The following is a 25970-nucleotide window of genomic DNA, read 5'->3' as shown; positions in this document are numbered from 1 at the left end:
GCAGGTGATCGGGGGCTTCGGCCTTCCTTCGCTTTCTCCGGCGGCGCTGGCCGCCTTAACGCAGACTTCTAGGGTTTTTCATGACGCGCTACATATTCGTCACGGGCGGTGTTGTTTCTTCATTGGGGAAAGGCATTGCCTCGGCTTCCCTGGCGGCCATCCTGGAAGCGCGGGGCCTGAAGGTCACCATGCTCAAGCTGGATCCGTACATCAACGTCGACCCGGGCACCATGAGCCCGTTCCAGCACGGTGAAGTGTTTGTCACCCACGATGGCGCCGAGACCGACCTCGACCTGGGTCACTACGAGCGGTTCATCCGCACCACCATGACCCAGAACAACAACTTCACCACTGGCCGTATCTACGAGCACGTGCTGCGTAAAGAGCGTCGTGGTGATTACCTGGGCGCGACCATCCAGGTCATCCCGCACATCACCGACGAAATCAAGCGTCGCATCATCAAGGGTGCCGGCGATGCCGACGTGGCCCTGGTGGAAATCGGCGGTACCGTGGGTGATATCGAGTCGCAGCCGTTCCTCGAGGCGATTCGCCAGCTGCGTGTCGAAGTGGGCTCCAAGCGTGCCATGCTGATGCACCTGACCCTGGTCCCGTACATCGCCACCGCTGGCGAAACCAAGACCAAGCCGACCCAGCACTCGGTCAAGGAGCTGCGCTCCATCGGCCTGCAGCCTGACGTGCTGATCTGCCGCTCCGACCACCCGGTGGATGCTTCGTCGCGTCGCAAGATTGCGCTGTTCACCAACGTTGAAGAGCGTGCGGTGATTTCGCTGGAAGACGTCGACACCATCTACAAGATCCCGGGCGTACTGCATGCTCAGGGCCTGGACGACTTCGTCGTCGAGCGCTTCGGCCTGCAGTGCAATGGCGCCGACCTGTCCGAGTGGGACAAGGTGGTCGATGCCAAGCTCAACCCGGAGCACGAAGTGACCATCGCCATGGTCGGCAAGTACATGGAGCTGCTGGATGCGTACAAGTCGCTGATCGAAGCGATGAGCCACGCCGGCATCACCAACCGGACCAAGGTCAACCTGCGCTACATCGATTCGGAAGACATCGAGAACCAGGGCACCAGCCTGCTCGAAGGCGCCGATGCCATCCTGGTACCGGGCGGTTTCGGCCTGCGCGGTGTGGAAGGCAAGATCACCGCGGTGCAATACGCCCGTGAGAACAAGGTGCCGTACCTGGGTATCTGCCTGGGCATGCAGGTGGCCGTCATCGAATTCGCCCGTAACGTGATGGGCTGGAAAGACGCCAACTCCACCGAGTTCGACCGTAACAGCGGCCACCCAGTGGTCGGCCTGATCACCGAGTGGGCCGATGCCACCGGTGCCGTCGAGACCCGCGACGAGGCTTCCGACCTGGGCGGCACCATGCGCCTGGGCGCACAGGACTGCCAGCTGGCTGCCGGTTCCAAGGTGCACGACTGCTACGGCAAGGACGTGATCACCGAGCGTCACCGTCACCGCTACGAAGTGAACAACAACCTGCTGCCACAACTGGTGGAAGCTGGTCTGGTGGTTTCCGGCCGTTCCGAAGACGGCGCGCTGGTGGAAGTGGTCGAGTCCAAGGACCACCCATGGTTCGTCGCCTGCCAGTTCCACCCGGAGTTCACCTCCACCCCGCGTGACGGCCACCCGCTGTTCAGCGGCTTCGTCAAGGCAGCCCTGGCTCAGAAGAACAAGGCCTGATCGATGACCCAGAAGATCATTCGCGTCGGTAACATCGAGATCGCCAACGACAAGCCGTTCGTCCTGTTCGGCGGCATGAACGTTCTGGAATCCCGTGACCTGGCGATGAAGGTCTGCGAAGAGTACGTGCGGGTTACCGAGAAGCTCGGTATCCCGTACGTGTTCAAGGCCAGTTTCGACAAGGCCAACCGTTCGTCGGTAACGTCCTACCGTGGCCCTGGCATGGAAGAGGGGCTGAAGATCTTCGAAGAGATCAAGCGCACCTTCAACGTGCCGGTGATCACCGACGTGCACGAGCCTTACCAGGCCGAGCCCGTCGCCAAGGTATGCGACATCATCCAGCTGCCGGCTTTCCTGTCGCGCCAGACTGACCTGGTGGTGGCCATGGCCAAGACCGGCGTGGTGATCAACATCAAGAAGGCTCAGTTCCTCGCACCTCAGGAAATGAAACACATCCTGGCCAAGTGCGAAGAAGCCGGTAACGACCAGTTGATACTCTGCGAGCGTGGTTCGAGCTTCGGCTACAACAACCTGGTGGTCGACATGCTGGGCTTCGGCATCATGAAGCAGTTCGAGTACCCGGTGTTCTTCGACGTGACCCACGCCCTGCAGATGCCGGGTGGCCGCGCCGATTCCGCCGGCGGCCGTCGGGCCCAGGTCACTGACCTGGCCAAGGCCGGCATGAGTCAGGGCCTGGCCGGGCTTTTCCTCGAAGCCCACCCCGACCCGGACAACGCCAAGTGCGATGGTCCATGCGCCCTGCGCCTGGATAAACTGGAGCCGTTCCTGGTCCAGCTCAAGCAATTGGACGACCTGGTGAAAAGTTTTCCGACGGTAGAAACCGCGTAAAGCTCATTTCTCGGGTAAAGTACCGCCCGATCCACCCCTGACCAGTCGGTCAGGGGCTCCCTTCATCAGGCCTGCCCAAAGCAAGTTCGCCTGGTGAACGGCAAGAATTTCCTAAGCTAAGTTGTTTTCGTCAAATTCTGGAGTGCTTACAACAATGGCAAAAATCGTCGACATCAAAGGTCGTGAAGTTCTCGATTCGCGTGGCAACCCCACTGTGGAAGCCGACGTACTGCTCGACAACGGCATCATCGGCAGCGCTTGCGCGCCGTCCGGTGCTTCTACCGGCTCGCGCGAAGCGCTGGAGCTGCGTGATGGCGACAAGAGCCGTTACCTGGGCAAGGGCGTGCTGAAGGCCGTCGCCAACATCAACGGCCCGATCCGTGACCTGCTGCTGGGCAAGGATCCTTCCGACCAGAAGGCGCTGGACCGCGCCATGATCGAACTGGACGGTACCGAGAACAAGGCCAAGCTGGGCGCCAACGCCATCCTGGCTGTTTCCCTGGCTGCCGCCAAAGCTGCTGCCCAGGACCAGGACCTGCCGCTGTACGCGCACATCGCCAACCTGAACGGCACCCCGGGCCAGTACTCGATGCCGGTTCCGATGATGAACATCATCAACGGTGGCGAGCACGCCGACAACAACGTCGACATCCAGGAGTTCATGGTTCAGCCGGTTGGCGCCAAGACCTTCTCTGACGGCCTGCGTATGGGTACCGAAATCTTCCACCACCTCAAGGCCGTCCTGAAGGCCCGTGGCCTGAACACCGCCGTAGGTGATGAAGGTGGTTTCGCCCCGAACCTGGCATCCAACGAAGACGCCCTGGGCGCCATCGCTGAAGCTGTCGAAAAAGCCGGCTACAAGCTGGGCACCGACGTGACCCTGGCCTTGGACTGCGCGGCTTCTGAATTCTACGAAGACGGCAAGTACAACCTGTCCGGCGAAGGCAAGTCGTTCGACGCCGAAGGCTTCGCCGACTACCTGAAAGGCCTGACCGAGCGTTTCCCGATCATTTCGATCGAAGACGGCCTGGACGAGTCCGACTGGGCTGGCTGGAAAATCCTCACTGACAAGATCGGTGAAAAAGTCCAGCTGGTCGGTGACGACCTGTTCGTGACCAACACCAAGATCCTCAAGGAAGGCATCGAGAAAGGCATCGGTAACTCGATCCTGATCAAGTTCAACCAGATCGGCTCGCTGACCGAAACCCTGGAAGCCATCCAGATGGCCAAGGCTGCTGGTTACACTGCAGTGATCTCGCACCGTTCCGGTGAAACCGAAGACTCGACCATTGCCGACCTGGCTGTGGGTACTGCTGCTGGCCAGATCAAGACCGGCTCGCTGTGCCGTTCCGACCGCGTTTCCAAGTACAACCAGCTGCTGCGCATCGAAGAGCAACTGGGCGCCAAAGCGGTTTACCGCGGTCGTGCCGAGTTTCGCGGCTAAGCAAGAGATGGTAAAAAGGCAGCAGCCGAAGTTGTAGGAACGTTCGTACTGAACTTTCCTACGTACTAACGGGTTTCTGTCGACGAAGCCTGGCCTCGGCCAGGCTTCGTGCTATTCGAGGCCCCGAAGTAAAAACGCGGCAGCCTTTTTAACCTGGATAACGTGATGCGCAGTCCCTATTGGTTGTTCCTCGTTCTGCTCTTGCTGTTGGGTGGCCTGCAGTACCGCCTGTGGGTGGGTAACGGCAGCCTGGCGCAAGTGACCGAACTGAAGCAGCAGATTGCCGATCAGCATGCCGAAAACGAGCGCTTGCTCGAGCGTAATCGTGTGCTCGATGCTGAAGTGCTAGAGCTGAAAAAAGGCATGGAGACCGTTGAAGAACGGGCCCGCCACGAATTGGGGATGGTCAAAGAGGGCGAAACCCTCTTCCAGTTGCCACAGAAATGATCGATACCTTGCCGGCCTTCTGGGCCGTGATTCCTGCTGCGGGTGTAGGTGCCCGCATGGCTGCCGACCGCCCCAAGCAATACCTGGAGCTGGCTGGGCAGACCCTTCTCGAGCACAGCCTCGACTGTTTTCTTGGCCACCCGGCGCTCAAGGGCGTGGTGGTCAGCATTGCTGAAGACGACCCGTACTGGCCTGGCCTGCGCTGCGCCAGCGACCCCCGCATCCAGTGCGCGTCGGGCGGGCGTGAACGCGCTGACTCGGTGCTTAACGCCTTGCTGGTGCTGCATGCCCAGGGTGCGGGGGACAGCGACTGGGTGCTGGTGCACGATGCTGCGCGGCCGAACCTGGCACGCAGCGATCTGGACAAGCTGTTGTCGGAGCTGGCGGACGACCCGGTGGGTGGCCTGCTGGCGGTGCCGGCGCGCGATACCCTCAAGCGTGCCGACAGCCATGGCCGGGTGAGCGCTACCGTGGACCGCAGCACGATCTGGCAGGCGTATACACCGCAGATGTTCCGCCTTGGAGCGTTGCACCGGGCGCTGGCTGAGTGCCTGGTGTCGGATGTGGTGGTGACCGATGAAGCCTCGGCCATCGAATGGTCCGGTCAGGCGCCGCGGCTGGTGGAAGGGCGCAGTGACAACATAAAGGTAACCCGGCCTGAAGATCTCGAATGGTTGCGCCAGCGCTGGGCGGGTAAACGCTGAGCGTTCTACTGGGGCGGCCAATTTCCACCCGGCGTTCACCGTTGGCGCCGCCGCCGTATTCGCGGGTAAACCCGCTCCTACATACGCATCGGTGGTTGGGCACAGGCCGTCGTAGGAGCGGGTTCACCCGCGAAGAGGCCAGTACATGCAGCACATCCCGTCAGCCGAAACGATACTCCGGCAACCCTGCCAACCCCTCCTTCAGGTAATCCACCAGCCGCCGTACCTTCGGCGACAGGTGCCTCTGCTGCGGATACAGCGCCCACACCGCCGTATTCGGCGGTTGGTGCGCCTCCAGCAGCGACACCAGCGCACCACTGTTCAGGTGTTCCAGCACGTAGTAATCCGGTAACTGGCACAACCCGATCCCTTGCAGCGCCGCATCCAGCACTGCCTGGCCACTGTTGCAGCGCCAGTTACCCTGTACCCGCTGGCTGATCTCACGGCCATCCTGCTGTAGCGCCCACAAGTCCGAACTCCCCACCAGGCAATTGTGCCGCGCCAGCTCCGACAGGCTGTGTGGCCGGCCATAGCGCTCAAGATAGGCCGGCGAGGCGCACAGGTACATGCGCCTTGGCGCCAGGCGGGTAGCCACCAAGCGAGAGTCGGCCAGGCGGCCAAGACGGATGGCCAGGTCCATGCCTTCATGCAGCAGGTCGAGGGTGTGGTTGCTCAGCTCCACATCCACGCGCAGCTGCGGGTACAGCGCCATGAATCGCGTCACCAGCGGCACGATGAAGCGCTCGCCGTAGGCCACGGCGCACGTCATGCGCAGCAAGCCCTTGGGTTCACTGGCCAGGTCGCCCATGGCGCGCAGCGCTTCCTCGCGGCCATCCTGCAAGCGTTGGCAATGCTGCAGGAAGGTCTGCCCGGCTTCGCTCAGGGTTACCCGGCGGGTACTGCGATACAGCAGGCGCGTTTGCAGGCGGTCTTCCAGCCGGGCGATCTGCCGGCTGATGTGCGATGAGGAAACCCCCAGGCGTTCGGCGGCGGCAGTGAACTGGCCCGATTCGGCCACGGCGACAAATTCGTCGATGCCTTCCCATCGGCTGCTCATCGATTATCCCTGTATGGCAATAATGTTTTGTCTTTGGCCTGATTATTCATCAAATGGCGCTGAATTACACTGCAAGACTGAATCGATCCACTGTCTGGAGACCTTTGATGATCAAGTCCCGTGCTGCCGTAGCCTTCGAAGCCAAGAAACCCCTGGAAATCGTCGAAGTCGACGTGGCCATGCCAAAGGCCGGTGAAGTGCTGCTGCGCGTGGTCGCCAGCGGTGTCTGCCACACCGATGCCTATACCCTGTCCGGTGCTGACCCGGAAGGGATCTTCCCATCGATCCTCGGCCACGAAGGCGGTGCCATCGTCGAAGCGGTGGGCGAGGGGGTGACCTCGGTCGCCGTGGGTGACCACGTCATCCCGCTGTACACCCCAGAATGCGGCAAGTGCAAGTTCTGCCTCTCGGGCAAGACCAACCTGTGCCAGGCCATTCGCGCCACCCAGGGCAAGGGCCTGATGCCGGACGGCACCACGCGCTTCTCGTACAAGGGCCAGCAACTGTTCCACTACATGGGCACCTCGACGTTCTCCGAATACACCGTGCTGCCGGAAATTTCCGTGGCCAAGATCCAGAAAGAAGCACCACTGGAAAAGGTCTGCCTGCTGGGCTGCGGCGTCACCACCGGTATCGGCGCGGTACTCAACACTGCCAAGGTCAAGCCCGGTGATACCGTGGCCATCTTCGGCCTCGGTGGCATCGGCCTGTCGGCCGTGATCGGTGCGGTCAAGGCCAAGGCCTCGCGTATCATCGCCATCGACATCAACCCGGCCAAGTTCGAAATCGCCCGCCAGCTGGGTGCCACCGATTGCGTCAACCCGAAGGACTACGATCGCCCGATCCAGGAAGTGATCGTCGACCTCACCGATGGTGGCGTGGACTTCTCCTTCGAGTGCATCGGCAACGTTCAACTGATGCGCGCCGCCCTGGAATGCTGCCACAAGGGCTGGGGTGAGTCGGTGATCATCGGTGTGGCCGGTGCCGGCCAGGAAATTTCCACGCGTCCGTTCCAGCTGGTTACCGGTCGGGTCTGGCGTGGTTCGGCGTTCGGCGGGGTGCGTGGCCGCAGCGAACTGCCGAGCTACGTGGAAATGTCCGAGAAAGGCGAGATCCCGCTGGACACCTTCATCACCCACACGATGGGGCTGGAAGACATCAACAAGGCCTTCGACCTGATGCATGAAGGCAAGAGCATCCGTAGCGTGATCCACTTCTGAGGTCTGCCATGAGCCTGGATAACATCTCCTGCCAGAAGAGCTTCGGCGGCTGGCACAAGCGTTACCGGCATCATTCCAAGGTGCTGGGTTGCGATATGGTGTTCGCTGTGTACCTGCCGCCGCAGGCCGAGCAGGGCGAAAAGCTGCCGGTACTGTACTGGCTCAGCGGCCTCACCTGCACCGACGAGAACTTCATGCAGAAGGCCGGCGCCCAGCGTCTGGCCGCCGAGTTGGGGCTGATCATCGTTGCCCCTGATACCAGCCCGCGTGGCGAGCAGGTGCCGGGCGATCCGGACGGCGCCTGGGACTTCGGCCTGGGCGCGGGCTTCTACCTCAACGCCACCCAGCAACCCTGGGCCCAGCACTACCGCATGCACGACTACGTGGTGGAGGAGTTGCCAGCCCTGATCGAGGCGCACTTCCCGGCGTCGGGCGAGCGCAGCATCAGCGGCCACTCCATGGGTGGGCATGGCGCGCTGGTGTGCGCCTTGCGCAATCCGGGGCGCTACCGCTCGGTGTCGGCATTCTCGCCAATCAGCAATCCGATGGATTGTCCGTGGGGCGAGAAGGCCTTCAGCCGCTACCTGGGTGAAGACCGTGGACGCTGGCGTGAGTGGGATGCCAGTGTGCTGCTGGCCGAAACCCCTGCTGGCCAATGCCCGCCGTTGCTGGTGGACCAGGGCGACCGTGACGACTTCCTCGAGAAGCAACTCAAGCCTGAAGCGCTGGAACAGGCGGCACGCAAAGGTGGCCATGCAATGACCCTGCGTATGCAGCCGGGCTATGACCATAGCTACTACTTCATTGCCAGCTTCATCGAGGAGCACCTGCGCCATCATGCGGGGGCACTGGGGCGGGTTTAACGCTTGCTGTGGGAGCGGGCGTGCCCGCGAAGGGCTGCACAGCAGCCCCAATCCCACAAATCCCCTGCAAAGCAGGTAGAATCACGCCCTGACTCATTCAGGGCGTTTTTTTATGCGTATTGGCCACGGCTACGATGTGCACCGTTTCTGCGACGGTGATTTCATTACCCTGGGCGGGGTGCGTATCCCCCACAAATACGGCCTGTTGGCCCATTCTGACGGTGACGTGCTGCTGCACGCCCTGAGCGATGCCTTGCTTGGCGCTGCGGCGCTGGGCGACATCGGCAAGCACTTCCCTGACACTGACCCGCAGTTCAAGGGTGCTGACAGCCGCGCGCTGCTGCGTCATGTGGTCGGCATCGTCAAGGCCAAGGGCTGGAAGGTCGGCAACGTTGACGCCACCATCGTCGCCCAGGCACCGAAAATGGCCCCGCACATCGAAACCATGCGCCAGCTGATCGCCGAAGACCTGCAGGTCGAGCTCGACCAGGTCAATGTCAAGGCCACCACCACAGAGAAGCTTGGCTTTACCGGCCGCGAGGAGGGCATTGCCGTGCATTCGGTCGCCCTGCTGCTGCCAGCATGACCGAACTGGAATTGCTGGGCCCGCGCGCATCGGGCGAACCCCTGGGCACCGCCGTCCTCAAAGCGGTTGCCGAAGACTTTCAGGTTGACGAAGTCCTGGATATACCGCTATCGGGCCAAGGCGAGCACCTGTGGCTGTGGGTCGAGAAGCGTGACCTGAACACTGAAGAAGCCGCCCGGCGCCTTGCCCGCGCCGCTGGCGTGCCCGTGCGCAGCATCAGCTATGCCGGCCTGAAGGACCGCCAGGCGCTCACCCGCCAGTGGTTCAGCCTGCACCTGCCGGGCAAGGCCGATCCGGATCTGTCGCGTGCCGAGGATGCCAGCCTGCGTGTGCTCAAACAGGTGCGTCACCAGCGCAAACTGCAGCGCGGCGCGCATTCGGCCAACGGGTTCACCTTGCGCCTGACCGCCCTGGCTGCCGATCACCAGGCGGTGGATGCGCGCCTGGAGCAGCTCAGGCAGCAAGGTGTGCCCAACTACTTCGGCACCCAGCGCTTTGGGCACGGTGGTGGCAACGTCCACGACGCCCTCGATTGGGCCGCGCGCAAGGCTTTGCCTGAACAGCGCAACGTGCGTTCGCGGCTGCTTTCGGCCGGGCGCAGCTACCTGTTCAATCAGTTGCTGGCTGCGCGTGTGGCTGACGGTAGCTGGGCCCGAGCCCAGGTCGGCGACCTGCTGGCGTTCACCGACAGCCGCAGTTTCTTCCCGGCGGGTGAGGCGGAATGTGCCGACCCGCGCCTGGCGATTCTCGACCTGCATCCAACCGGCCCGATGTGGGGGGAGGGCGCTTCACCTGCTGGCGGTGCGCCTGCGCAGCTGGAAAACGCTATCGGCGCACGTCAGCCGGCACTTTGCCAGTGGCTGGCCCAGGCGGGCATGGATCACGAACGGCGAATTCTGCGGCTCCCTATTGGCGGCCTGACGTGGCATTATCCCGAGCCTGATATCCTGCAACTGGAATTCGTCCTGCCGGCCGGATGCTTCGCCACCGTGGTGGTGCGTGAAGTCGTGGATCTGGTGTCGGCAGGGCAGACGGACAGCCCATGCGTATTCTGATTTCGAATGACGACGGTGTTACCGCACCTGGCATCGCCGCGCTGCACGCTGCGCTGGTGGATTATGCCGAGTGCGCGGTGATCGCCCCGGATCAAGACAAGAGCGGCGCCAGCAGTTCGCTGACGCTGGACCGGCCACTGCATCCGCAGACCCTGGCCAATGGCTTCATCAGCCTCAACGGCACGCCGACCGACTGCGTGCACCTGGGGCTCAATGGGCTGTTGCCACAGACGCCGGACATGGTCGTGTCGGGGATCAACCTTGGTGCCAACCTGGGCGATGACGTGCTGTATTCGGGAACGGTCGCTGCGGCGCTGGAAGGCCGCTTCCTCGGCGGTACCTCGCTGGCGTTCTCGCTGTTGTCGCGCCAGCCGGACAACCTGCCGACTGCGGCCTATATCGCCCGTCGTCTGGTCGAGGCACAGTCGCGCCTGGTGTTGCCGCCACGCACCGTACTCAACGTCAATATTCCCAACTTGCCGCTGGAGCACATCCGTGGCATCCAGCTCACCCGTCTCGGTCACCGCGCGCGGGCGGCGGCGCCCACCAAGGTGGTCAACCCGCGTGGCAAGGAAGGCTACTGGATTGCCGTGGCCGGTGATGCCGAGGACGGCGGCCCGGGCACCGACTTCCACGCGGTGATGCAAGGCTACGTATCGATTACCCCATTGCAGCTCGACCGCACCTTCAATGATGCCTTCGAGCAGCTCGATGGATGGCTGGAGGGCCTGCTCTGATGCGCGAGGACGATATGCTGCGGCGTGGCATCGGCATGACCTCTCAGCGTACCCGGGAGCGGCTGATACAGCGCTTGTGCGAAGAGGGGGTTTCGAACACCAAGGTGCTCGACGTGATCCGGCGTACGCCGCGCCACCTGTTCGTCGACGAGGCGCTGGCGCATCGAGCATACGAAGACACCGCGCTGCCGATCGGCCACAACCAGACCATCTCCCAGCCGTTCATGGTTGCTCACATGAGCGAGCTGTTGCTCGAGGCCGGGCCGCTGGACAAGGTGCTGGAGATTGGCACCGGTTCGGGCTACCAGACGGCGATCCTGGCTCAGCTGGTCGAGCGGGTGTTTTCGGTAGAGCGCATCAAGGTGCTGCAGGACCGGGCCAAAGAGCGCCTGGTGGAGCTTAACCTGCGCAACGTGGTATTCCGCTGGGGTGACGGTTGTGAGGGGTGGCCGGCGCTTGCGCCGTACAACGGCATCATCGTCACCGCCGTGGCGCCGGAAGTGCCACAGGCACTGCTCGACCAACTGGCACCCGGTGGACGCATGGTCATCCCGGTAGGGCCGGCCGGCGAAGCGCAGCAACTGATGCTGATCGTGCGCGAGGAGCATGGATTCTCCCGTCGCGTACTGGGGGCTGTGCGCTTCGTGCCTCTGCTCAATGGGCCTCTGGCCTGAGGCCTGTTGATCTGAGCTGTGCAGGCATGAGGCGCGGTGTATTTTTGTGCCGGTGGCGAATTCTTGTCGCTTCGCCCTGTCTATCAGGCGGTGCGAAGCGCTAACGCACAGCGTGCACCGGGGTTTTATGCCCGTCTTTTGAACCCGTCTGCCATTACCGGCTGGCTTGGTTATAATTGCAACAATATTGCATTTCTTGTCTTCATATCGATTTTCGGCACCATGAGGGGAGCGCGGGTGGGTCACACAGTCATTCGGCAGCGCAAGGACGGGTCGGGTTTCAAGCTTCTGGTGATTGCATTGGCCATGGGCACGCTTCTGGTGGGTTGCTCAAGCACCAGCAGCAACAGCGCGCGGGTGGTCGACCGCAACAACACCGTGCCCAAGCGCCCGGCGGTGACTTCTGGGCAATACATCGTCAAGCCAGGCGACACCCTGTTCTCCATTGCCTTCCGTTATGGCTGGGACTACAAGGAGCTGGCTGCACGCAACGGCATTCAGGCGCCTTATACCATCCGCCCGGGCCAAGCGATTCGTTTCAGCAGCGGTTCCAGCAGCCGCACCACGGTGGTGTCCAGCCCGTCCTCGTCAAGCCGCACCACGGTCACGCGGCGGCCTGTGGGCAGCACTGCCACGGCGCCTGCCAGCACCAGCAAACCGGCCACGTCGGCGCCTTCCACCCCTGCCCCTGTGGTCGCTACCGTACCAGCCGCAGAGCGCGCGGTAGGTGGTTGGACCTGGCCTGCCAATGGCGTGCTGATTGGAAAATTTGCTTCAAACGGTAGTTTGAATAAAGGCATTGATATCGCCGGTGATTTGGGACAGCCTGTTTTTGCTGCGTCTGATGGTGCGGTGGTTTATGCCGGGAGTGGTTTGAGGGGCTACGGCGAGCTGATCATCATCAAGCACAGCGACACCTACGTCAGTGCCTACGGTCATAACCGCAGGCTGTTGGTTCGGGAGGGGCAGCAGGTCAAGGCAGGGCAGTCGATTGCTGAAATGGGGTCTACGGGCACAGATCGGGTGAAGCTGCATTTCGAGATTCGCCGCCAGGGCAAACCCGTCGATCCACTCCAGTTCCTGCCACGTCGTTGACCGTTGTACCCGGCCTGTTCCTGTGATGTAGAGGGGACAGGCTCAAGCGCTGCCAGGGAGAAAGGTGCCGCTCGAGTCTGAGTTCGAACTCAGCAAAGGATTATAACAATGGCTCTCAGTAAAGAAGTGCCGGAGTTTGACATCGACGATGACGTCCTCCTGATGGAGACGGGTATCGTTTTGGAAACGGATGTGGTGTCAGACGAACCTGCTGTATCTTCGGTTCGGACGAGGGCCAAATCGGGCTCTTCGCTCAAGCAACACAAGTACATCGATTACAGCAGGGCGCTCGATGCCACCCAGCTGTATCTCAACGAGATCGGTTTCTCGCCGCTGCTTTCGCCGGAAGAAGAAGTGCATTTTGCGCGCTTGTCGCAAAAGGGTGACCCTGCCGGCCGCAAGCGCATGATCGAAAGCAACCTGCGCCTGGTTGTCAAAATTGCCCGTCGTTACGTGAACCGTGGCCTGTCGCTGCTCGACCTGATCGAGGAGGGCAACCTGGGGCTGATCCGTGCGGTCGAAAAGTTCGATCCGGAGCGTGGTTTCCGTTTTTCGACCTACGCGACCTGGTGGATTCGCCAGACCATCGAACGGGCGATCATGAACCAGACTCGCACCATTCGCCTGCCGATCCACGTGGTCAAGGAACTGAACGTCTACCTGCGCGCCGCGCGCGAGCTGACGCAGAAACTCGACCACGAGCCCTCGCCGGAAGAAATCGCCACCTTGCTGGAAAAGCCGGTCGCCGAGGTCAAGCGTATGCTCGGCCTGAACGAACGGGTGTCTTCGGTAGACGTGTCGCTTGGCCCGGATTCGGACAAGACGCTGCTCGATACCCTGACCGACGACCGCCCGACGGACCCGTGCGAACTGCTGCAGGATGACGACCTGTCGCAGAGCATCGATCAGTGGCTGGGCGAGTTGACCGACAAGCAGCGTGAAGTGGTTGTACGCCGCTTTGGCCTTCGCGGCCATGAAAGCAGTACCCTGGAGGATGTTGGGCTGGAGATCGGCCTTACCCGTGAACGCGTGCGGCAAATCCAGGTGGAAGGGCTCAAGCGCTTGCGCGAGATCCTTGAAAAGAATGGTCTGTCCAGCGAGTCATTGTTCCAGTAGCTAGCGCTGTAACAAAAGACGCCCCGATGATCTCGGGGCGTTTTTGTTTGTGGCGAAAAGCGAGGTTCCCTTTCAGATTGTCGGGGGGCATGGCGCCCAGACGCACCTGGCAAGACACCTATCAAATGTGTACCGCGCTACCCCAGTAACATCGCGTGTAAGCCTTTACTTACTCGTTGTGTAAGCTTTCCATGCAACCTTTAGTAAATCAAAGTCGTTTCCAAAGGCTGAATTTTTACAACCCATTGAAAAGCATGGTTTATTCACCGGTGAGTAAATGTGTCCGCGGAAATACCTTGCAAGCTCCATTGCTTGCTCGCCTGGCTGAACCCGCTAGTATTCGAACTGTGCACAGGGACATGCACAGGCTTTCAGGATGAAGGCCAGGGACATCGCAAGAAGCGATTTCATCAGGATGATGTTTGGGACAAGCAGGGACTACGGAAAAAAATGTGGGCGGGTCAAACCGCCCCTTTTTTTTGCCCGTAGGAAAACAAAAAAGGCCCCGAAGGGCCTTTTTCGCGTCTGGGCGCTATCAGCGCTCCAGGTCGGCAATCTTGCCAGGCTTGCCATCCCATTCTTCAGCGTCCGGCAGGGCGTCCTTACGCTCGGTGATATTAGGCCAGATTTCCGCCAGCTCGGCGTTCAGCTCGATGAAGTTTTCCATGCCCGAAGGCACTTCGTCTTCCGAGAAGATGGCTTGCGCTGGGCACTCCGGCTCGCACAAGGCACAGTCGATGCACTCGTCCGGGTGGATGACCAGGAAGTTCGGGCCTTCGTAGAAGCAGTCCACCGGACAGACTTCCACGCAGTCGGTGTATTTGCATTTGATGCAGTTGTCGGTGACGACGAAGGTCATTTCTAATTCTCTCCTCAGGCGACGGCGGCGGCCCTTCCTCTCAGGGCCGCGCGGTTTACGGGTATGTGGCTGCAGGCCAGGCTAATAACCTGCAGCACCAGCAAACCGCGGCGGATTCTACCAGCTTGTAATGGGCGCCGTTATAACAGGTTCTTTAGTTGATATAGCATTTCGATAGCTTGACGCGGGGTCATGTCGTCCAGTTGCAGCTTGCCCAGCTTCTCGATGGCTGGATGAGGCAGGCTGGCAAACAAGTCGCTCTGGTGCGGCACTTGCGGCGCGTCCTTGGCCTTGTGGGCCGCAGGCTGCTCATGGGGCAGGCTGGTGGTTTCCAGCCGGCCAAGGTGCTCGCGGGCACGCTGGATCACTGCCGTCGGTACGCCGGCCAGCTGCGCAACGGCCAGGCCGTAGCTTTGGCTGGCAGGGCCGGGTAGCACGTGGTGCAGGAACACGATGCGTTCATTGTGCTCGGTGGCGTTCAGGTGCACGTTGGCCACCAGCGGCTCGCTCTCCGGCAGCACGGTCAGTTCGAAGTAGTGGGTGGCGAACAGTGTGTAGGCACGCAGCTGGGCCAGGCGCTCGGCGGCAGCCCAGGCCAGCGACAGGCCATCGAAGGTGCTGGTACCGCGGCCCACTTCGTCCATCAGCACCAGGCTGCGGTCGGTGGCGTTGTGCAGGATGTTGGCGGTTTCGCTCATCTCCACCATGAAGGTCGAGCGCCCGCCGGCCAGGTCGTCACTGGAGCCGATGCGGGTGAAGATGCGGTCGACCAGCGACAGCTCGCAGCTGGCTGCCGGCACGAAGCTACCGATGTGGGCCAGGAGCACGATAAGCGCAGTCTGGCGCATGTAGGTCGACTTACCGCCCATGTTGGGGCCGGTGATGATCAGCATGCGCGTACTGTTGTCCAGGCCCAGGTCGTTGGCCACGAACGGCGTGGTCAGTACCTGTTCCACCACCGGGTGGCGGCCCTGCTCGATGCGCAGGCAAGGCTCGTCGACAAAGCGTGGGCAGCTCAGGTCGAGGTTCAGTGCGCGCTCGGCCAAGTTGCTGAGCACATCCAGTTCGGCCAGGGCGGCGGCGCTGTCCTGCAGCGGTGCCAGGTGGCTGATCAGGGTTTCCAGCAGCGCGTCGTAGAGCATCTTCTCGCGGGCTAGGGCGCGGCTCTTGGCCGACAATGCCTTGTCCTCGAACGCCTTCAGCTCCGGGGTGATGAAGCGCTCGGCGCCTTTGAGGGTCTGGCGGCGGATGTAGTCGCCCGGGGCCTGCTCGGCCTGCTTGGTCGGCAGTTCGATGAAGTAGCCGTGCACGCGGTTGTAGCCGACCTTGAGGTTGGCAAGGCCGGTGCGGGCCTTTTCCCGGGCTTCCAGGTCGATCAGGAACTGACCGGCGTTCTCGCTGATTGCCAGCAGCTCGTCCAGTTCGTTGTCATAGCCGGCTTTCAGTACACCGCCGTCGCGGATCACCGCCGGCGGGTTATCGATGATCGCCCGCTCCAGCAGGCTGGCCAGCTCCGGATAGGTACCGGTAATGGCCGCCAGACGCGCCAGGTGCGGCGCTTCGAGCTCGGTCATGGCGTTCTGCAGTTCTGGCAGCGCGCCCAGCGCATCGCGCAGGCGTGCCAGGTCGCGCGGGCGGGCATTGCGCAGGCCAATACGGGCGAGGATCCGCTCGATATCGCCAATTTCCTTCAACTGCGGCTGCAGCTTTTCGAAGCGGTAGCTGTCGAGCAGGCAGCGGATCGAGTCCTGGCGTGCTTGCAGCACCTTGAGGTCGCGCAGCGGGCGGTTCAGCCAGCGGCTCAGCAGGCGGCTGGCCATGGCGGTCTGGCAGCGGTCGATCACCGATTGCAGGGTGTTGTCGCGCCCACCGGCCAGGTTGATGTCCAGCTCCAGGTTGCGGCGGCTGGCCCCATCGAGGATGACTGTATCGTCCAGACGCTCGTGGCGCAGGCTGCGCAGGTGCGGCAGGGCGGTGCGCTGGGTTTCCTTGGCATAGGTCAGCAGGCAGCCGGCGGCGCCGATGGCCAGGGTCAGCTTGTCGCAGCCGAAGCCCTTGAGGTCCTTGGTCGCGAACTGCTGGCACAGGGCCTTGCGTGCCGAGTCGCGGTCGAAGTCCCAGGGTGCGCGGCGGCGGGCGCCTGGGCGTTTCTCCGCAGGCAGGTCCCGTGGCCAGTCGTCGGGGATCAACAGCTCGACCGGGTTCAGGCGCTCGAGTTCGGCCAGCAGGTTTTCCCAGCCCTTGATCTCCTGCACGCTGAAATTGCCGCTGGTGATGTCCAGTACCGCCAGGCCGAACAGGCGCTCGTCACCGAGCAGTGCGGCAATCAGGTTGTCGCGGCGCTCGTCGAGCAGTGCCTCGTCACTGACTGTGCCGGGGGTGATGATGCGCACCACCTGGCGCTCCACCGGGCCCTTGCTGGTGGCGGGGTCGCCGATCTGCTCACAGATCACCACCGACTCGCCAAGCTTGACCAGCTTGGCCAGGTAGCCTTCCAGCGAATGGAACGGAATCCCGCACATGGGGATGGACTGGCCGGCCGACTGACCGCGGGCGGTCAGGGTGATATCCAGCAGTTTCGCGGCCTTTTTCGCATCTTCGTAGAAGATCTCGTAGAAGTCGCCCATGCGGTAGAACATCAGCTGGTCCGGGTGCTGGTTTTTCAGCTTCCAGTACTGCTGCATCATCGGGGTGTGTGCGGAAAGATCTGACATTCAGGGCCTTACAGGGGGGATCTGGTTGGCGATGGTAAACCCGTAATGGTACAGGCTTTTTCGTTACGTTGCAGGCGCGTGCTGTGGGGCGTGCGCCTGCAGTCTGGCGGGCAATGGTGGAGCTGCGCCGCGTAACCCTCTAGAATGCGCGCCCCTCGATGAATGCCCCTAGCCGTGACCTGCACGATGAATGTGTCCAGCCCTGTCCCTTATGTAACGCAACAGCTGATCTACCTCCTTTATGGCGAGCGCCGGATCTATCAGCTGGAGGCAAAACTCAGCATCCTCACCGCCCTAGCTCGTTGCAAGCCGGCTGAGCTGCCGGTGATCCGCGTGCTTACCGACCAGCCACAGGCTTTTGCCGGCTGGCCGGTGGAAGTGATCGCACTGGACGAGCAGACCTTGCAGGATTGGGCCGGCGACGGCGGCTACACCCATCGGCGCAAGGCCTGCGCCATTGCCCAGGCCGGGCAGTGGGCGGACAAGACCGTGTTCATCGATACCGATACGGTATTTCTGCAGTCGCCGCAAAAGCTGTTCAGCCAGGTCGATGCCGGGCAATTCTTGGTCGACGAGGTGGAAATGAGCTGGGCCGAGGCTTCGCGCAACAGCTATTACCGCAGCTTCATCGAGGGGCTTGCTGAGTCGGGCGAAGCACCAGCCGATGACTTGCGGCTGTGTAACAGCGGTGTGATGGGCTTTACCCGCGACAACGTTGGCATCGCCAAGCGCGCCATCGACCGGATCGACAACTGGACGCCGTATGCCCGTGACCTGCATACGATCGAGCAGATCGCCTTTTCCTTCGAATTGCACGGCGCGCCGATCAACGAGGCGCGCGGCGTGATCAGCCATTACTTTGCGATGAAGCAGTACGTGCATGCCATTCTAGAAATCTTCTTTGCCCGGCATGGCGAGCATTTTCATTCGAAGATGCCAGGTCTGGCCCTGAAGGTGCCGGCGCATCGCCCGGTGCCCTCGTGGCTGGCTCGGCTCTCGGTGAAATGGAGCCTCAAGCATGTACCCCGGGAGCTGCGTGGCATCGGCCGCAAGTTGCTCTACGGCAGTGTGATGAATGCTGATGACTACCAGCGCGCGTGCAAGGTGGTCTGGTGGCGTTCGGCAATCGAGGACATGCGCACGCTGGGTGGCTTCGACTGGAGCCGGGAGTGGCCTGACGGGCTGCCGCGGCTGGGGCAGCGTGACGAACTGGCGTTCAGCGAAATCGCCCGGGCCAGCCTGAAAGTTTCCTGAGCCAGAGCCCGAAGCAGGGTGATAGGGTAGAGAACCGCCCTCGAGGAGCACCCTACATGGACCCGATCACCACGCTCGCCACCCGCCTGGGTGAGCACCTGCGCCGATTCAATGCGCAGGTGACTACCGCCGAATCCTGCACCGGTGGTGGCATTGCCGAAGCCATCACCCGCATACCTGGCAGCTCGGCCTGGTTCGAAGCCGGTTACGTCACCTATTCCAATGCCCAGAAAACCCGCCAGTTGGGAGTGCCTGAAGCGTTTTTCGGTCAGGTGGGGGCAGTCAGCCAGGAAGTGGTCGAAGCCATGGTCCGTGGGGCTCAGGCTGCCAGTGGCGCACGGTTTGCTGTGGCGGTGAGTGGTGTGGCCGGGCCGGACGGCGGCTCGCCAGCCAAACCGGTGGGCACTGTGTGGCTGGCCTGGGGTGACGGTAACCGGGTGTTCAGCGAACGTCGGCACTTCGACGGTGACCGCGAGGCGGTGCGTCGACAGACGGTGATCGCCGCGTTAGACGGCTTGTTACAGCTTGGTGCCGAGTAAATCGACGACAGGGGTTTGCGCGGGCGTCTGCCTGTGGAATAATACTGGCTACTTATACAGGTATTCCGGCCGTCAGGGCCAAGTCGAACACGTGAGGATTTCAATGGACGACAACAAGAAGCGCGCCTTGGCTGCGGCCCTGGGTCAGATCGAACGCCAATTCGGTAAAGGCGCGGTCATGCGCATGGGTGACCATGAGCGTCAAGGCATTCCGGCCATCTCCACCGGCTCGCTGGGCCTGGATATCGCCCTGGGCATCGGCGGTCTGCCAAAAGGCCGTATCGTCGAGATCTACGGCCCGGAATCGTCGGGTAAGACCACGCTGACCCTGTCTGTCATCGCTGAAGCGCAAAAGAACGGTGCTACCTGCGCCTTCGTCGACGCCGAACATGCCCTTGACCCTGAGTACGCTGGCAAGCTGGGCGTCAACGTCGATGACCTGCTGGTTTCGCAGCCGGACACCGGTGAGCAGGCGCTTGAAATCACCGACATGTTGGTGCGTTCCAACGCGGTCGACGTGATCATTGTCGACTCCGTTGCCGCGCTGGTACCGAAGGCCGAGATCGAAGGCGAGATGGGTGACATGCATGTGGGCCTGCAGGCCCGCCTGATGTCCCAGGCACTGCGTAAGATCACCGGTAACATCAAGAACGCGAACTGCCTGGTCATCTTCATCAACCAGATCCGTATGAAGATCGGTGTGATGTTCGGCAGCCCGGAAACCACTACCGGTGGTAACGCCCTGAAGTTCTACGCGTCGGTCCGTCTGGATATCCGCCGTACCGGCGCTGTCAAGGAAGGCGACGAGGTGGTCGGCAGCGAAACCCGCGTCAAGATCGTCAAGAACAAGGTCTCGCCTCCGTTCCGTCAGGCTGAGTTCCAGATTCTTTACGGGAAAGGTATCTACCGTAACGGCGAGATCATTGATCTGGGGGTATCTCAGGGCTTGGTCGAGAAGTCCGGTGCCTGGTATGCCTACCAGGGCAACAAGATTGGTCAAGGCAAAGCCAACGCTGCCAAGTACCTGGCTGAGAACCCGGCTATTGGTGCCGAGATCGAGAAGCAGATTCGTGAGAAGTTGCTGAAAGCAGGTGCTGCTGCTGAAGCCGGCAAAGCTGCTGCTGCCGAAGCTGATGCCGATGACATGGCCGACGCTGACGCCGGTTATTGATTGCGCAGTAGATAACCGAATATGTCTGCCGTACTCGACACCCCCGTCGCCATCCGGCGGACAGCCATGGACCTGCTTGCACGACGTGAGCACGGTCGAGTCGAGCTGACGCGCAAGTTGCGTCAGCGCGGCGCTTCGGACGAGTTGATCGAGCCTGAACTCGATCGGCTCGCCGAAGAAGGGCTGCTTAGTGAAGCCCGCTACCTCGAGAGTTTCATTCGTTATCGTTCCGGCTCTGGCTATGGCCCTGCGCGTATTCGCGAAGAGCTGTGTCAGCGTGGTTTGGCGCGTGCAGATATCGACCAGGCCCTGCGTGAAAGCGAGGTGAATTGGGGCGAGCGTATGCGAGACGTGTGGCAGCGCAAGTTTGCCGGGCAGCGCCCGCAAGATCCGCGCAGCCGCGCCCAGCAGACCCGGTTCCTGGCTTACCGTGGGTTTCCCATGGACATGATCGGCCGTCTGCTCAGTGGGCGTGATCTCGACGATTATTGACGCTCGAAACCACAGTGCACGTGCACGTCGCGGATAATCTGTTTTGCCAAATGCCCCAGGCTGTCTCCATTCCATTGTAGGCGCGGGTTCACCCGCGAATACGGTGGCGGCTGCGGCGGTGAATGACCGGGGAGATTGGCCAGCAGGTCAGGCCCTTTCGCGGGTAAACCCGCTCCTACGACGGTCTGCGTCCAACAACCGATCCGGTGCAGGAGCAGCCTGAGGTTGCCCCTGCAGGTATTACGCGAGCTGTTACAGCGAAGCCTCAACTCACTTTCAGCGCCTGTCTGGCCCTCTGCGTGGTATGCATGGGTTGCGGTTTGGCCCAGTTCTCCGGCAGGTTGATGAAATCCACCAGCTCACGCAAGCGGCCCTGATCCCGGCCGTTGAAGGCGAATGAAAGGCGGGTCAGATGGCTGTAATTGCCAACTTCGTGCTCGGCACTGCTATCCGCTTGCTGGTGATATTTGCCACTCAGGCGCAAATCGGCAAACCCTTCCTGAATGTCATACAACGCCGCTTCGCTGAGCGCATGGTGCATGCGGATCACGAACTGGCTCTTCAGCCAGCGGCTGGAGTGGTAGTTGCTGTAGAACTGGTTGATTTCCTCAACCGCCTCGTCAGCGCTGTGTACCAGGCGCACCAGCTTCAGGTCGCTGGGCAGGATGTAGCGGTTTTCTTCCAACTGGCGGCTGATGAAGTCCAGGCAGTCACGCCAGAAGCTGCCGCCCGGTGAGTCCAGCAGCACCACCGGTACCAGTGGGCTCTTGCCAGTCTGGATCAGGGTCAGTACCTCCAGGGCTTCATCCAGTGTGCCGAAGCCGCCAGGGCACAGCACCAGGCCGTCGGCCTCCTTGACGAAGAACAGCTTGCGGATGAAGAAAAAGTGGAACGGCAGGAGTTTGTCGGTACCGTTCACCGTCGGGTTGGCATGTTGTTCGAAGGGTAAGGTGATGTTGAAACCCAGGCTGTGCTCGCTGCCGGCGCCTTCGTGGGCAGCCGCCATGATGCCGCCGCCGGCGCCGGTGATGACCATCAGGTCGGAGCGCGCCAGAGTGGCACCTAGCTCGCGGGCCAGGGCGTACATCGGATGCTCGAGCGGGGTGCGTGCCGAGCCGAACACGGTCACTTTGCGTCGGCCCTTGTAGCGCTGCAGGGTGCGGAAGGACTGGTCCAGTTCGCGCAGGGCCTGCAGGGTGATCTTGGCGCTCCAGCGGTCGCTGTCGTCATGGGCCATGCGCAGGATGGTCAGCATCATGTCGCGGTAAAGCGGCAGGTTAGGGCTGTTGGGGGCAACCAGTTGCAGTTGTGCTTCGATATTGCTCAGGTCGATATTGTTGTCGCGGAAGTGGCTGAACAGCAGTTCATTCGAATGGTAAGGCATGCGACGTCTCCTTCTGCACCAATACCTCTGACCTCAATCTAGACCCTTGCGCCCGATCGTGCCGAGGTGTTCGGCGCAGCCGCCTGTCGGCCTGCGGCCATCGGCAGCACGGGTTTGGTTAACTGGTAGAGTGAAATGTGTCGATGCAGGAGGTGGCGGTATGCATCGCTTGGTCATCGAAGTGGACTGGCAGCTCTACCAGCAGCTGGAGAACGCGGCCCAGGTGCATCACCTGAGCCTTGAAGCCGAGTGCCGCCGCAGGCTGTCGGGGCTGGAGTGTCGGTCGCGATACTTGCAGGCGCTGTTGGCGGAGATGCGCGCCGATGCCGTTGAAGGGCGCTGGCGCGCTCATGAGGACGAGAAAGCGTAGCGTTGACGCTGTGCTTACTTCTTCTTGTTGCCGGCCAGGCAGCTGGCGTTGTCGAAGGCCTGGTCCATGACTGGCTGGTTGGTCTTGTAGACCGTGAAGCGGTAGACCATGACGGCGCCCTTGGACATCAGGTTGCGGAAGCCGTTGTTGCGGCACACGCTGTCGCCGAGCTGGCTACGCACCTGCTCAGGGTTGGCCTGCATGCGCGCTGCGTGGCTCTGGCGTACGCTCAGGTGGTTGACCAGCGCCTTGCCTTCAACGGTGTAACCCTGATCGAGGATGTCCTCGTTGATTGCGCGTGGGGTGCCGACGCTGCTCTCTTTGGCGACCTTCTGCAGCAGGGTGTTCAGGTCGTAATCCTGCTTGGATGCCGCCTGGGCTGCCAGAGGCAGGGCGAGCAGCAGGCTCAGGGCGGGGGCGATAAGGCGCAGCATGAATCTCTCCTGGTTCGATGACTGGCGCTTTGACATGCGCGGGTCAACGGCGTTCCGTAAAATTGCGCGTGGCGAGGACCGGCACGGTAGAAGTCCGATTATAAGGAGCGCTTTGCCGGCTGCACAGCAATTGCCACCTGTTCTGGTAGACTGGCCGCCTTGTTTTTTCCGAGTCATCCTTGTGCCCATTTTCAATCTGTCCAGAGACCTGCCGGCATGAGCCATGCGGTAGCGCGTCTGCGCGCCGAACGCCTGGCCCGCAGCAACAAGCCTTTCATCGCCCGTGGCTCGCGTGCCGAGCGTTGCCCGGATTGCCGGGTCATCGCCACCCATTGCCTGTGTGCCTGGAAGCCTAGGGTGCAGGCTGACGCGGGTGTGTGCCTGCTGATGCACGACACCGAGCCGCTGAAACCCACCAACACCGGCTGGTTGATTGCCGACCTGATTGAAGACACCTGGGCCTTCGGCTGGTTGCGCACCGCGGTTGACGAGCGCCTGCTGGCTTTGCTCGATGACCCGCGCTGGCAGCCCTATATCGTTTTTCCGGGCGAATTCGTTGCCCAGGAGCGGGTGGTCAGCGAGGTGGTGCGCGAGCCGGGCAAGCGTCCACTGTTCATCCTGCTGGATGCCACCTGGACCGAAGCGCGCAAGATGTTCCGCAAAAGCCCGTACCTGGACCGCTTCCCGGTGTTGAGCCTGCAAGCCGAGCAGATGTCGCGCTACCGCCTGCGGCGCTCCAAGCGCGATGATCATTTCTGTACGGCAGAAGTTGCGGCCATGTGCCTGGACCTTGCTGGCGATAGCCAGGCTTCGCAGGCGCTGGATGCTTACCTTGATGTGTTCAGCCTGCATTACCTGAGCGGCAAACGGCGGCTACCGCTTGACGAGCAGGACGACACCCACCAGCGTTTGCATACCTTCCTATAGTCCAAGGGGCACAACCCCTGCTTTGGTTCATAATGACGGAGCTGGCAGCCAGGGTGGGCGAGACGGCAGGGCGATTGGCTTATCTCCCTTGACCGTGCTCGGCCTCCTTGGCGCCGATTCCCCGCCGGGCGCTTCCCTTCCACTCGAGTGCCTGGCACAGAACAGGATCCTTAGATCGATGGCCACATACGAAATCCTGATTGCCGATGACCACCCACTGTTCCGTGGCGCCCTGCGCCAGGCCGTTACCCTCGGGCTTGGCTCCGATGTGCGTCTGGTCGAAGTCGCAAGCATTGCCGAACTGGAAACCCGCCTGAGCGAAAAAGCCGACTGGGACCTGGTGCTGCTGGACTTGAACATGCCGGGTGCCTACGGTTTTTCCGGTCTGGTGCTGCTCCGCGGGCAGTACCCGCAGATCCCCGTGGTGATGGTTTCGGCACAGGAAGAGGCCGCCGTGGTGGTCAAGTCCCGCGAGTTCGGCGCCAGTGGTTTCATTCCCAAGTCCAGCACCCTGGAAGTGATCCAGGATGCGGTGCGCAAGGTGCTTGATGGCGAGGTCTGGTGGCCGCCGCAGGCGTTCGAAAAGGTCGATGTTTCGGCCGAGGCCAAGGCCGCCAGCGAAGGCTTGGCCAGCCTCACGCCGCAGCAGTTCCGCGTACTGACCATGGTCTGCGAAGGCTTGCTGAACAAGCAGATCGCCTATGAGCTGAGCGTGTCGGAAGCGACCATCAAGGCCCACGTGACCGCGATCTTCCGCAAGCTGGGCGTGCGTACCCGGACCCAGGCTGCACTGCTGCTGCAACAACTTGAATCGGTTGCCAGCAACTGACTGTGCATGGCTTCACGCTTTTTTGACCCGAGCCGGTCTAGTCTGCTGGCCTTTCTGCTGTGAAGTGACTCACATGACATCGCCATTCAAGGGCCAGACCGGCCTCAAACGCATCTTCAACGCCGCTGGCTACTCGCTGGACGGCCTGCGTGCCGCCTTCAAGGGCGAGGCCGCATTCCGCCAGCTGGTGCTGCTCAACGTGGTGCTGATCCCGATCGCCTTCTGGCTGCCGGTCAGCCGCGCCGAGCGGGCCATCATGATCGCCGTTTGCCTGTTGGGGCTGATCGTCGAGCTGTTCAACTCGGCGGTGGAGGCGGCCATCGATCGCATTTCGCTGGAGCGCCACCCGCTGTCGAAAAATGCCAAGGACATGGGCAGCGCCGCACAGTTGGTGGCACTGACCATGGTGGCGCTGGTGTGGGGAGTGATCCTGCTTTAAGCGATCGGCGGCAGCACGATCTCGTCACTGCGGGTAAAGCCCGCAGTGAAGCTGCGGCATAGCTCGAGAAACTCACGCATGGCCGAGGTCTGGTACTTCTGTTTGTGCCAGATGAAGTAGAACTGGCGCAGCAGGTCCAGCTCCGGTGTTTCCACAGGTACCAGGCTGCCGCGGCGGAAGGCGTCACGCAGGGCCAGGCGTGAAATGCAACCGATGCCCAGGCCTGACTCCACCGCGCGCTTGATCGCTTCGGTGTGCTCCAGCTCCAGGCGAATATTAAGGTTGGCGCGGTGATGGCGCATGGCCTGGTCGAAGGTCAGGCGTGTGCCTGAGCCTTGTTCGCGCAGGATCCACGCCTCTTGCGAAAGGCTTTCGATATCGGCGCGGCCCAGTTTCGCCAGTGGGTGCTGTGGCGCACAGAACACCACCAGTTCGTCCTCGACCCACGGCTGAACTTCCAGGTCGGGGTGATTGCAGTCACCTTCGATTAGACCCAGATCAATTTCGTAGTGCGCGACCTGTTGCACGATATGCGCAGTATTTTGAACATGCAGTTTTACCTGGCTTTCCGGGTGTGTCTGCATGTAGTTGCCGATCAGCAGGGTGGCCAGGTAGTTGCCGATGGTGAGGGTGGCGCCGACCGCCAGTGAGCCGAAACCGGATTTGCCGTTGAGCAGGTCTTCGATTTCCTTGGCTTGGTCAAGCAGGGCTACTGCTTGTGGCAGCAATTGATGGCCCAGGGCATTGAGGGCCAGGCGTTTGCCGGCACGGTCGAACAGCTGGCAGCTCGATTGCCGCTCCAGTTCGGTGATAGAGGTACTGGCGGCCGACTGCGACAGCGCCAACAGGCTGGCGGCCCGAGAGACGCTTTGGTGCTGGGCGACGGCGACGAAGACTTGCATTTGACGGAGTGTGAATCGCATATCGATATAACCGATAACACATATCTTGATAATCCAGTTAACAGATATTGTCGCTGCCCCTAAACTATTGCGCAACTGT

The 25970-nt window shown here is 61.7% G+C and carries 27 protein-coding genes; 21 read left to right on the top strand and 6 right to left on the bottom strand.

The features are described from left to right. Positions 1-80 precede the first annotated feature (80 nt). The 5 genes from I8746_RS19440 to ispD all read left to right on the top strand — a co-directional run bounded on the left by I8746_RS19440 (position 81) and on the right by ispD (position 5153). Positions 81-1709: a CTP synthase gene (locus tag I8746_RS19440; RefSeq protein ID WP_003252329.1), complete on the top strand. Its 1629-nt coding sequence runs from the start codon at positions 81-83 to the stop codon at positions 1707-1709. A 3-nt stretch (positions 1710-1712) separates the two neighbouring features. Continuing rightward, positions 1713-2558, top strand: a complete 846-nt coding sequence (gene kdsA / locus I8746_RS19435; protein ID WP_010952685.1) for a 3-deoxy-8-phosphooctulonate synthase — start codon at positions 1713-1715, stop codon at positions 2556-2558. A 154-nt stretch (positions 2559-2712) separates the two neighbouring features. Further along, positions 2713-4002, top strand: a complete 1290-nt coding sequence (eno, locus tag I8746_RS19430; RefSeq protein WP_003252333.1) for a phosphopyruvate hydratase — start codon at positions 2713-2715, stop codon at positions 4000-4002. A 165-nt stretch (positions 4003-4167) separates the two neighbouring features. After that, positions 4168-4449: a cell division protein FtsB gene (ftsB, locus tag I8746_RS19425; RefSeq protein ID WP_004576849.1), complete on the top strand. Its 282-nt coding sequence runs from the start codon at positions 4168-4170 to the stop codon at positions 4447-4449. Continuing rightward, on the top strand, positions 4446-5153 hold the full coding sequence (gene ispD / locus I8746_RS19420) for a 2-C-methyl-D-erythritol 4-phosphate cytidylyltransferase (protein ID WP_221100950.1): 708 nt from the start codon (positions 4446-4448) through the stop codon (positions 5151-5153). The genes ftsB and ispD overlap by 4 nt, the downstream gene beginning before the upstream one ends. A 160-nt stretch (positions 5154-5313) precedes the next feature. On the opposite strand, the gene I8746_RS19415 is transcribed toward ispD, so the two are convergent. After that, positions 5314-6210, bottom strand: coding sequence for a LysR substrate-binding domain-containing protein (locus I8746_RS19415; RefSeq protein ID WP_003252336.1), 897 nt, complete (start codon positions 6208-6210; stop codon positions 5314-5316). Between the two features lie 107 nt (positions 6211-6317). Between I8746_RS19415 and I8746_RS19410 the strand changes: the two genes are divergently transcribed. The 8 genes from I8746_RS19410 to rpoS all read left to right on the top strand — a co-directional run bounded on the left by I8746_RS19410 (position 6318) and on the right by rpoS (position 13556). Beyond that, a complete protein-coding gene (locus tag I8746_RS19410; RefSeq protein ID WP_088513567.1) occupies positions 6318-7430 on the top strand; it encodes an S-(hydroxymethyl)glutathione dehydrogenase/class III alcohol dehydrogenase in 1113 nt (370 codons plus the stop codon). Between the two features lie 8 nt (positions 7431-7438). Beyond that, positions 7439-8293: an S-formylglutathione hydrolase gene (gene fghA, locus I8746_RS19405; RefSeq protein ID WP_014754271.1), complete on the top strand. Its 855-nt coding sequence runs from the start codon at positions 7439-7441 to the stop codon at positions 8291-8293. A 112-nt stretch (positions 8294-8405) separates the two neighbouring features. Continuing rightward, positions 8406-8879, top strand: coding sequence for a 2-C-methyl-D-erythritol 2,4-cyclodiphosphate synthase (gene ispF, locus I8746_RS19400; protein ID WP_003252342.1), 474 nt, complete (start codon positions 8406-8408; stop codon positions 8877-8879). Then, a complete protein-coding gene (truD, locus tag I8746_RS19395; protein ID WP_004574838.1) occupies positions 8876-9934 on the top strand; it encodes a tRNA pseudouridine(13) synthase TruD in 1059 nt (352 codons plus the stop codon). Before ispF ends, truD begins: the two co-directional genes overlap by 4 nt. After that, on the top strand, positions 9922-10671 hold the full coding sequence (gene surE, locus I8746_RS19390; protein ID WP_003252346.1) for a 5'/3'-nucleotidase SurE: 750 nt from the start codon (positions 9922-9924) through the stop codon (positions 10669-10671). Before truD ends, surE begins: the two co-directional genes overlap by 13 nt. A gap of 35 nt (positions 10672-10706) precedes the next feature. Beyond that, positions 10707-11345: a protein-L-isoaspartate(D-aspartate) O-methyltransferase gene (locus I8746_RS19385; RefSeq protein ID WP_003252348.1), complete on the top strand. Its 639-nt coding sequence runs from the start codon at positions 10707-10709 to the stop codon at positions 11343-11345. Between the two features lie 237 nt (positions 11346-11582). Beyond that, complete coding sequence (locus I8746_RS19380; RefSeq protein WP_004574839.1) at positions 11583-12440, top strand: peptidoglycan DD-metalloendopeptidase family protein; 858 nt, start codon at positions 11583-11585, stop codon at positions 12438-12440. 108 nt (positions 12441-12548) lie between these two features. Beyond that, complete coding sequence (gene rpoS / locus I8746_RS19375) at positions 12549-13556, top strand: RNA polymerase sigma factor RpoS (protein ID WP_003252351.1); 1008 nt, start codon at positions 12549-12551, stop codon at positions 13554-13556. 535 nt (positions 13557-14091) lie between these two features. Here rpoS and fdxA read toward each other — a convergent pair. Both fdxA and mutS read right to left on the bottom strand, forming a co-directional pair. Beyond that, entirely contained in the window at positions 14092-14415 is a 324-nt protein-coding gene (gene fdxA, locus I8746_RS19370; protein ID WP_003252355.1) for a ferredoxin FdxA, read from the bottom strand. Between the two features lie 140 nt (positions 14416-14555). Then, on the bottom strand, positions 14556-17129 hold the full coding sequence (gene mutS / locus I8746_RS19365; protein WP_014754268.1) for a DNA mismatch repair protein MutS: 2574 nt from the start codon (positions 17127-17129) through the stop codon (positions 14556-14558). A 186-nt stretch (positions 17130-17315) separates the two neighbouring features. Here mutS and I8746_RS19360 point away from each other — a divergent pair, with 186 nt between their 5' ends. From I8746_RS19360 to recX, 4 genes are all read left to right on the top strand, one after another. After that, positions 17316-18383, top strand: a complete 1068-nt coding sequence (locus I8746_RS19360) for a hypothetical protein (RefSeq protein ID WP_014754267.1) — start codon at positions 17316-17318, stop codon at positions 18381-18383. Positions 18384-18439: 56 nt separating this feature from the next. After that, positions 18440-18922 (top strand): CinA family protein, encoded by a 483-nt coding sequence (locus tag I8746_RS19355; RefSeq protein WP_012053471.1) that lies wholly within the window; start codon positions 18440-18442, stop codon positions 18920-18922. A gap of 103 nt (positions 18923-19025) precedes the next feature. Beyond that, positions 19026-20093: a recombinase RecA gene (gene recA / locus I8746_RS19350; RefSeq protein WP_003252365.1), complete on the top strand. Its 1068-nt coding sequence runs from the start codon at positions 19026-19028 to the stop codon at positions 20091-20093. A gap of 21 nt (positions 20094-20114) precedes the next feature. Beyond that, positions 20115-20585 (top strand): recombination regulator RecX, encoded by a 471-nt coding sequence (gene recX / locus I8746_RS19345; RefSeq protein WP_003252366.1) that lies wholly within the window; start codon positions 20115-20117, stop codon positions 20583-20585. A 265-nt stretch (positions 20586-20850) separates the two neighbouring features. On the opposite strand, the gene I8746_RS19340 is transcribed toward recX, so the two are convergent. Continuing rightward, on the bottom strand, positions 20851-21969 hold the full coding sequence (locus I8746_RS19340) for an LOG family protein (protein ID WP_003252368.1): 1119 nt from the start codon (positions 21967-21969) through the stop codon (positions 20851-20853). Positions 21970-22129: 160 nt separating this feature from the next. On the opposite strand from I8746_RS19340, the gene I8746_RS19335 reads away from it, so the two are divergent. Continuing rightward, complete coding sequence (locus I8746_RS19335; protein WP_012053470.1) at positions 22130-22339, top strand: hypothetical protein; 210 nt, start codon at positions 22130-22132, stop codon at positions 22337-22339. 14 nt (positions 22340-22353) lie between these two features. On the opposite strand, the gene I8746_RS19330 is transcribed toward I8746_RS19335, so the two are convergent. After that, positions 22354-22773 carry a quorum-sensing-regulated virulence factor family protein gene (locus I8746_RS19330; RefSeq protein ID WP_012053469.1) on the bottom strand — a complete coding sequence of 140 codons (420 nt, stop codon included), beginning with the start codon at positions 22771-22773 and terminating at the stop codon, positions 22354-22356. 216 nt (positions 22774-22989) lie between these two features. On the opposite strand from I8746_RS19330, the gene I8746_RS19325 reads away from it, so the two are divergent. From I8746_RS19325 to I8746_RS19315, 3 genes are all read left to right on the top strand, one after another. After that, positions 22990-23700, top strand: a complete 711-nt coding sequence (locus I8746_RS19325; protein WP_004574842.1) for a tRNA-uridine aminocarboxypropyltransferase — start codon at positions 22990-22992, stop codon at positions 23698-23700. Positions 23701-23878: 178 nt separating this feature from the next. Beyond that, entirely contained in the window at positions 23879-24529 is a 651-nt protein-coding gene (gene erdR / locus I8746_RS19320) for a response regulator transcription factor ErdR (RefSeq protein WP_010952699.1), read from the top strand. Between the two features lie 73 nt (positions 24530-24602). Further along, positions 24603-24968, top strand: coding sequence for a diacylglycerol kinase (locus I8746_RS19315; RefSeq protein ID WP_003252377.1), 366 nt, complete (start codon positions 24603-24605; stop codon positions 24966-24968). Here the strand turns inward: I8746_RS19315 and finR are convergent. Beyond that, a complete protein-coding gene (finR, locus tag I8746_RS19310; RefSeq protein ID WP_004574844.1) occupies positions 24965-25891 on the bottom strand; it encodes a LysR family transcriptional regulator FinR in 927 nt (308 codons plus the stop codon). The two genes, I8746_RS19315 and finR, sit on opposite strands and share 4 nt — an antisense overlap. Between the last annotated feature and the right edge of the window lie 79 nt (positions 25892-25970).

This window comes from Pseudomonas sp. USTB-Z (genome assembly GCF_019691255.1).
Classification (GTDB): domain Bacteria; phylum Pseudomonadota; class Gammaproteobacteria; order Pseudomonadales; family Pseudomonadaceae; genus Aquipseudomonas; species Aquipseudomonas alloputida.
The sequence above is the reverse complement of the archived record's forward strand: the minus strand, read 5'-3'. Positions and strand labels throughout refer to the sequence as shown.